7 protein-coding genes are annotated in these 7,253 nt (G+C 73.2%); 3 read left to right on the forward strand and 4 right to left on the reverse strand.

Annotated features, from left to right (window positions below; all coding sequences use genetic code 11):
• Positions 1-104: 104 nt before the first annotated feature.
• The 3 genes from CCN44_RS01880 to CCN44_RS01890 all read right to left on the reverse strand — a co-directional run bounded on the left by CCN44_RS01880 (position 105) and on the right by CCN44_RS01890 (position 2,975).
• Entirely contained in the window at positions 105-731 is a 627-nt protein-coding gene (locus tag CCN44_RS01880) for an MBL fold metallo-hydrolase (protein WP_086696679.1), read from the reverse strand.
• Positions 728-1,813 carry an S-(hydroxymethyl)mycothiol dehydrogenase gene (locus tag CCN44_RS01885; protein ID WP_059248157.1) on the reverse strand — a complete coding sequence of 362 codons (1,086 nt, stop codon included), beginning with the start codon at positions 1,811-1,813 and terminating at the stop codon, positions 728-730. The genes CCN44_RS01880 and CCN44_RS01885 overlap by 4 nt, the downstream gene beginning before the upstream one ends.
• Positions 1,814-2,135: 322 nt before the next feature.
• A complete protein-coding gene (locus CCN44_RS01890) occupies positions 2,136-2,975 on the reverse strand; it encodes an IclR family transcriptional regulator (RefSeq protein WP_237481274.1) in 840 nt (279 codons plus the stop codon).
• A gap of 301 nt (positions 2,976-3,276) precedes the next feature.
• On the opposite strand from CCN44_RS01890, the gene CCN44_RS01895 reads away from it, so the two are divergent.
• A complete protein-coding gene (locus CCN44_RS01895) occupies positions 3,277-3,600 on the forward strand; it encodes a bifunctional 3-phenylpropionate/cinnamic acid dioxygenase ferredoxin subunit (RefSeq protein WP_030644878.1) in 324 nt (107 codons plus the stop codon).
• Between the two features lie 106 nt (positions 3,601-3,706).
• Entirely contained in the window at positions 3,707-4,912 is a 1,206-nt protein-coding gene (locus CCN44_RS01900; RefSeq protein ID WP_208639691.1) for an NAD(P)/FAD-dependent oxidoreductase, read from the forward strand.
• A 37-nt stretch (positions 4,913-4,949) separates the two neighbouring features.
• On the opposite strand, the gene CCN44_RS01905 is transcribed toward CCN44_RS01900, so the two are convergent.
• On the reverse strand, positions 4,950-5,483 hold the full coding sequence (locus CCN44_RS01905; protein WP_059248156.1) for a hypothetical protein: 534 nt from the start codon (positions 5,481-5,483) through the stop codon (positions 4,950-4,952).
• 419 nt (positions 5,484-5,902) lie between these two features.
• Here CCN44_RS01905 and CCN44_RS01910 point away from each other — a divergent pair.
• A partial coding sequence (locus tag CCN44_RS01910) for a nitrate- and nitrite sensing domain-containing protein (protein WP_143649577.1) occupies positions 5,903-7,253 on the forward strand: 1,351 nt, incomplete at its 3' end.

Genomic DNA, 7,253 nt, shown 5'->3' on the forward strand with positions numbered 1-7,253 from the left:
TGGCAGGTGCGGGGAGTCTCGTCGGGTTTCGCCGAGCAAGGGAGTTTCGGCGGGCGGGAGCGTCGGGGAAGGAGCGTCTGCGCGCGGGGGAGGCCGCGGGCTGCTCAAGCGGCGGGGACGTTCGGCCGCTCGGCGGCGATCGTCGTGTCCTGGCCGTGGCCGGTGTGCACGACGGTGGTGCCCGGCAGGGTCAGCAGCCGCGCGCGGAGGGAGGCCTCGATGGCCGGGCGGTCGGAGTAGGAGCGGCCGGTGGCGCCGGGGCCGCCGTGGAAGAGGGTGTCGCCGGTGAAGACGGTGCTCAGGGAGGGGGCGTGGAGGGAGCAGCTGCCCCAGGTGTGGCCCGGTGTGTGCAGCACGCGGAGGGCGATGCCGGCCACCGTCAGGGTCCGGCCGTCGGCCAGCTCGCCGTCCGGCGCGCGGTCCGGGTGGGTGAGCGACCACAGCTCGTTGTCGTCGGGGTGCAGAAGGACGGGCGCATCGGTCAGGGCGGAGAGGGCGGGCGCCGCGTCGATGTGGTCGTCGTGGGCGTGGGTGCAGACGACGGCGGTGACCCGGCGGCCGGCGACGGCACGGTGGATCGCCGCGGCGTCGTGCGCGGCGTCGACCACCAGTACCTCCTCGTCGTCGCCGATCAGCCAGACGTTGTTGTCGACGCCGAACGTCTCGCCGTCCAGGCTGAACGTGCCGGAGGTGACCACCCGCTCGACGCGCACGGCCCCGCGCACGCTCACAGGACCACCACCGAGCGCAGCACCTCACCGCGGTGCATCTTGCCGAACGCCTCCTCCACCTGGTCCAGGGCGATCGTCTCGGACACGAACGCGTTGAGGTCGAGCAGGCCGTAGAGGTACTGGTCGATGAGGAACGGGAAGTCCCGGCTCGGCAGACAGTCGCCGTACCAGGAGGACTTGACGGCGCCGCCGCGCGAGAAGACGTCGAGCAGCGGGAGCTCGACCTTCATCTCGGGTGCGGGGACCCCGACCTGGACCAGCACACCGGCGTGGTCACGCATGTAGAAGGCCTGCAAGAAGGTCTCGGGGCGGCCGACCGCGTCGATCGCGATGTCCACGCCGTGCCCGTCGGTCAGCTCCCGGACCGCCTCCACCGGGTCGGTGCCCCGGGAGTTGACGGTGTGCGTGGCGCCGAACTTCTCGGCCTGGTCCAGCTTCTTGTCGTCGATGTCGACGGCGATCACCTTCATGGCGCCGTTCAGGCAGGCACCCGCGATGGCCGCGTTGCCGACGCCGCCGCAGCCGATGACGGCGACCGAGTCGCCGCGGCCGACGTTGCCGGTGTTCACCGCCGCGCCGTAACCGGCCATCACCCCGCAGCCGATGAGACCGGCCGCCTCGGGCCGCGCGGCCGGGTCGATCTTCACCGCCTGGCCGGCCGCGACCAGCGTCTTCTCGGCGAACGCCCCGATGCCGAGGGCGTTGGTGAGCGGGGTGCCGTCCGGCAGCGTCATGGGCTGTGCCGCGTTGCGGGAGTCGAAGCAGTACCAGGGTCGGCCGCGACGGCAGGAACGGCAGCTGCCGCACGGGGCCCGCCAGGCCAGTACGACGTAGTCGCCGGGCCGCAGCTCGGTGACCCCCGGTCCGACCGCCGCGATCGTGCCGGCCGCCTCGTGGCCCAGCAGGAACGGGAAGTCGTCGGTGATCGCGCCCTCCCGGTAGTGCAGATCCGTGTGGCACACCCCGCAGGCCTGCACGTCGACGAGCACCTCACCGGGGCCCGGATCGGGGACGACGATCGTCCGCACCTCCACGGGTGCGCCCTTCTTCACTGCGACTACGGCACGGACCTCGTGTGGCACGACACGCTCCTCTGCTGTTGCGCATTGCACGATGGGTTGCGCGATGGGGAACATATTGAGAACGGCGTCACGGAGCCGTCAAGGGGTGCGCGTTAACCCTTGGCAAAAGGAACCTGGGGGGCGAAACCTGTCGGACACACGACGGCGCGGGACCGGGTAACTCCCCGGTCCCGCGCCGTGGTTCGGGCCGCGCGGGTGCTCGATCGTCCGGTGCGGGGAGCGGTGCCGCAGGGGCCGGACGCAGGAACGGCGGCGCAGGGGCCGGTCCGGTGCGGGGGACGCTGCGGCGGGAGCCGGCCCGTCCGCCCGCCGGGGCCGTCGGTCAGAAGCCGTACCCCATCCGCCGGGACAGCTCGGCGCCCGCCGCGACCGTACGCTTGGCCACCTCCGGCAGCCGGTCCGCGTTGAGCCGGTACACCGGGCCCGAGACGCTGATCGCCGCGATCACCTTGCCGTCGTGCGCCCGCACGGGTGCCGCGACGGCCGCGAGTCCCAGCTCCAGCTCCTCGACCGTGACGCCGTAGCCCTGCCCGACCACGGCCTCCAGTTCCGCGCGCAGCATCGACGCGCCGGTGATCGTGCGGTCCGTGAACCGCGGCAGCGGTCGCGCCAGCAGGCCCTCGCGCAGGGTCGGCGGCATGTGCGCGAGGAGCACCTTGCCGCTGGAGGTGGCGTGCAGCGGGGTGCGTCTGCCCAGCCAGTTCTGCGCGGTCACGGACGCGGTGCCGCGGGCCTGCATGATGTTGACCGCCGCGTCGTCGTCGAGTACGGCGATGTTGACCGTCTCGCCCAGCTCGTCGGCGACCTCCCGGCAGACCGGGACGCCCTCCTGGGAGATGTCGAGACGCACTGCCGCCGCCCCCGCCAGGCGCAGTACGCCGGCCCCCAGGTAGTACTTCCCGCGGTCCTTCGCCTGGGCCACCAGGCCGCGGTTCTCCAGGACGCCGAGCAGCCGGAACGCCGTGGACTTGTGGACGTCCAGCTCCTCGGCGATCTCCGTGACGCCCGCCTCGCCGTGCCGGGCGAGGATCTCCAGCACACTCACGGCGCGGTCCACGGACTGCACCGCACTGGCTGCTCCGCGGCCGTTCTGCCGCGCCGGGGTCCCTGGGTTGTCGGTGGTCTCCTCACTGCGGTCGGACTGCTTGTGCGTGCGGGTCATGGCTCAACTCTCACCACCTGTCGGCCCGGTTCGGGCCGCATCTGCGGGAAGCCCTTGACGCGACGGTCGTCCCGCCCGGATTCTGTTGCGCATAGCGCTGGATCGTGCGCCATGCGAAACATCATGTTACCGAAGCGTCCGGATCCCGGAAGGGTGCCGGACCACCCGGACCGATGACGGTCCGCCACTCCCTTGCCGCTTCACCGGGCCGGACCGACGTGGGTCCGGGCTCCCGGCAGCATCCCTGACGCCTGCATCGAGCAGGTCCCGGACCGCGTGTCCCGGACCGAGAGGGGGGCCCGTGATTCCCGTCTGCCGCCTCGAAGACCTCCCCGAGGGCGAGTCCGTCCGCGTCGCGACCACACCGCCGATAGCCGTGTTCCGCACCGAGGACGGCGAGTTGTACGCCATCGACGACACTTGCACCCACCAGGACGCCTCCCTCTCCGAGGGCTGGCTGGAGGGCTGCCTGGTCGAGTGCCCGCTGCACGCGGCCTCCTTCGACCTGCGCACCGGCGAACCGACCTGCCTGCCGGCCCGGCGACCCGTGCGCACCCACCGCGTCACCGTGGAGGACGGCGTGGTGCACGTCCACCTGGGCGCCGAGGAGGGCACGGCCGCATGACCACCGCCCGGCACCGCCACCCCGTCTCCGCCGGGCGCGGCCGACCGCCCGGCGCGGCACCGGCTCGCCCCCACCGCCCCGCGACCCACGCCAGGAGCCGTGCCCTATGAGGACCGTGACCATCGTCGGCGCTTCCCTCGCCGGGCTCTACGCCGCCCGAGAGCTGCGCGCCCAGGGCTTCGACGGCCGACTGGTGATCGTCGGCGCGGAACCCCACCACCCCTATGACCGCCCTCCTCTCTCCAAGGACTTCCTCCTCGGCCGCGCCGACGAGAACCGGCTGGCCCTCGCCGACCCCGAGGAGACCGCCGCACTCGACGCCGAGTGGCTGCTCGGTGTCCGCGCCCGCGGGCTCGACACCCGTGGCCGCACGGTCCTCCTCGGCGACGGCCGCACGGTCTCCACCGACGGCGTGGTCATCGCCACCGGCGCCGCCGCCCGCCGGCTGCCCGGCGACAGCCTCGCCGGCGTCCACACCCTGCGCACCCTGGACGACGCCCGCGCCCTGCGCGCCGACCTCACCCGGGGGCCCCGCCGGGTCGTCGTCATCGGCGGCGGCTTCATCGGTGCCGAGACCGCCTCCTCCTGCGCCCGGCTCGGCCACGCGGTCACGGTGGTCGAGGCCGCGCCGCTGCCTCTCGTGCCCCAATTCGGCGCCCGGATGGCCGCCGTGTGCGCCGCGCTGCACCGCCGCGGTGGCGTGGAACTCGTCACCGGAACCGGCGTGGCCGCACTCCGGGGCACCGCCACCGTCACCGGGGTCGACCTCACCGACGGCCGCACCCTGCCCGCCGACGTGGTGATCGTCGGCATCGGCGCCGTCCCCCACACCTCCTGGCTCACGGGCTCGGCACTCGCTCTGCACGACGGCGTGCTGTGCGACGACGGCTGCGTGACCGCCCTGCCCCAGGTGGTCGCGGTCGGTGACGTCGCCCGGGCCGGCGGTACCCGGGCCGAGCACTGGACCTCCGCCACCGAGCAGCCCCGCGTCGCGGTGACCAACCTGCTCGCCGGCCGCACCCTCACCACCGCCCGCCCGGTGCCGTACTTCTGGTCCGACCAGTACGGCTGCCGGATCCAGTTCGCGGGCCGGTACCGCGAGGGCGACACCGTCCACGTCACCGAGGGCGAGATCGCCGACGACGGTGCGCCCGGTGCGTCCGGGTTCCTCGCCCGCTACGAACGGGACGGCCGTACCGTCGCCGTGCTCGGAGTGGACCGGCCCCGCGCCTTTCTGAGGGCCCGGCGCGCACTCCAGCGGACGGAAGGGCGGCCGGACGAACGGCGGCGGGTGGCGCCGGCGGTGCTGTGACGCGCCGGTGCCGCCGTGAGCGCGGGTACGCGCCGGGTCAGGAGTGCGACAGCTGCCCGGCGCCGCCCCTGCGGCGTATCCGCTCCTGCTCCCGCAGGCTCGCCCGCTCCTGGCGCCGGCGGGCCCGACGCTCCCGCCGGAGCGCCCGGGCCGTGCTGCTCGGCTCGGAGACCACGCCGTACCGCTGGTTCCACACCTGGCGGGTCACCCATACGTCGACCACGGCCCAGGTGGCCACGACGGTGCTCGCCACACCGCTGATCACCATGGGGAACGCCAGCCAGGACCCGGCCAGCGTGCACAGGAACGCCACCATCGCCTGGACCAGCGTCACGGCTATGACCAGGACCGCCCGCACCGCCGCCGTGCGCACCGGGTCGGGCAGCGGGTGCCGGCGCGCGGGCTCCTCGACCCACAACGGCCGGTATTCCTGCCGCCGTTCACCTTCGGCGGCCTCCTCGGCGCGCGCAGGCGCCGGAATGTCGCGATCCGGCGCACCCCGGCGCCGCTCCGCCTGCGAGCGCACCGCCACGCTCTCCTCGGGCGCTCCGCGCCGCTCCGCCGTGCCCATCACCGTGTCACTCCCCACCGCCAGCAGACCGCTCGCCCCGGCGTCCGAAGACCCCGACTCCCCAGTGGCTGCCCGGCTTGCGCTGTTTTACGCCGCCGGGGTGCGGGATACGGCTCCTGTGGCCCATTCCGCCCCCAATTCCCATAGAGAAGGACGAACGAGACCCCGCGAAGATTCCCACCCGGCGAAAAATTCCGGCCAACCACCTGTCCGTGGGGCCGCCGCCGGGCCGGGCGCGGGTGCCGGATCGCGGTGGCAATCTCCCCTCATGCCCGGACAACTCGGCATCTCCGGCCGCCGGAGCGGAAGTTCGCCCTCCGGACATGTCTTCGAGTTAGCTGTGGTGCGGTAGTAGGCTCGCGCCGTTTGTAGATGGACATGAGCACCCCCGGCCGGCGGGGGTCGAGCTGGGGGAGGCCATGCGCTTTCGCGGGAAGACGATCCGCCGGAAGATCGTGGCGCTGCTTCTCGTGCCGCTGGTGTCCCTGACCGCCATCTGGGGCTTCGCCACGGTGCTTACGGGGCGCGAAGTCGCCCAGCTGTTCCGCGTGACCGACATCGTCGAAGGCATCGCCTACCCCGCCGAGGATACCGTCCGCGCCCTGCAGCAGGAGCGCCGCCAGACCCTCGTCCACCTCGCCGATCCACGCGCCTCCGAGGCCCTTTCGGCCCTGCACCGCACCCGCGCCGCCACCGACCGGACGCTCGCCGCCTTCCGCGAGAACGCCAAGGACCACGACATCCGGGCCGGCATGGACACGGACGACAGCGAGCACCTGACCGCCGTCCTGGACGCCCTCGACGGGCTCGACTCGCTGCGCCGCAGCGTCGAGGAGGGTACCGTCACCCGCGCCCAGGCGCTCAAGCTCTACAACCGCCTTGTGGACCCCTGCTACGCGCTCCTCGCCGCCCTCGACGGCATCGACGACGTCGAACTCGACAAGCAGGCCCGCGCCCTGGTCAACCTCACCCGCGCCCGCGAGCTGCTCTCCCGCGAGGACGCCCTGCTCGGCTCCTCCCTCGTCGTCGGCCGGCTCACCCGCGACGAGACCCGTGACATCTCCGACCTCGTCGCCCAGCGCACCCTCCTGTACGACATCAGCCTCCCGCTGCTGCCCGCCGCCGAGCGCGAACGCTACGAACACTTCTGGAACAACGCCACCACGGCCCCGCTGCGCGTGGCCGAACGCACCGTCATCGCCACGGGCTCCGGTACTCCCGGCGGTGTCACGGCGAAGAGCTGGGACTCCACCGCGGCAACCGTCCTGGACGAACTCGGCACCCTGGACGACCGGGTGGGCGACCGCTTCCAGGAGCGCGTGCACCCCGTCGCCGTCGAGGTCATCGCACAGGCGGCCGTCGCGGGCGTCCTCGGACTGGTCGCGCTGGTGTTCTCCGTCGTCCTGTCCGTCCGGGTCGGCCGCGCCCTCGTCCGCGACCTGCGCCAGCTGCGCCTGGAGGCGCACGAGGCGTCCGGCGTCCGGCTGCCCAGCGTGATGCGCCGGCTGTCCGCGGGGGAACAGGTCGACGTCGAGACCGAGGTGCCGCGCCTGGAGTACGACAAGACCGAGATCGGAGAGGTGGGGCAGGCCCTCAACACCCTGCAACGCGCGGCGGTCGAGGCCGCGGTCAAGCAGGCCGAGCTGCGGGCCGGCGTCTCCGAGGTCTTCGTCAACCTCGCCCGTCGCAGCCAGGTGCTGCTGCACAAGCAGCTGACCCTGCTCGACAGCATGGAGCGCCGCACCGAGGACACCGACGAACTCGCCGATC

The sequence above is a fragment of the Streptomyces tricolor genome, from assembly GCF_002155905.1.
Lineage (GTDB): Bacteria > Actinomycetota > Actinomycetes > Streptomycetales > Streptomycetaceae > Streptomyces > Streptomyces tricolor.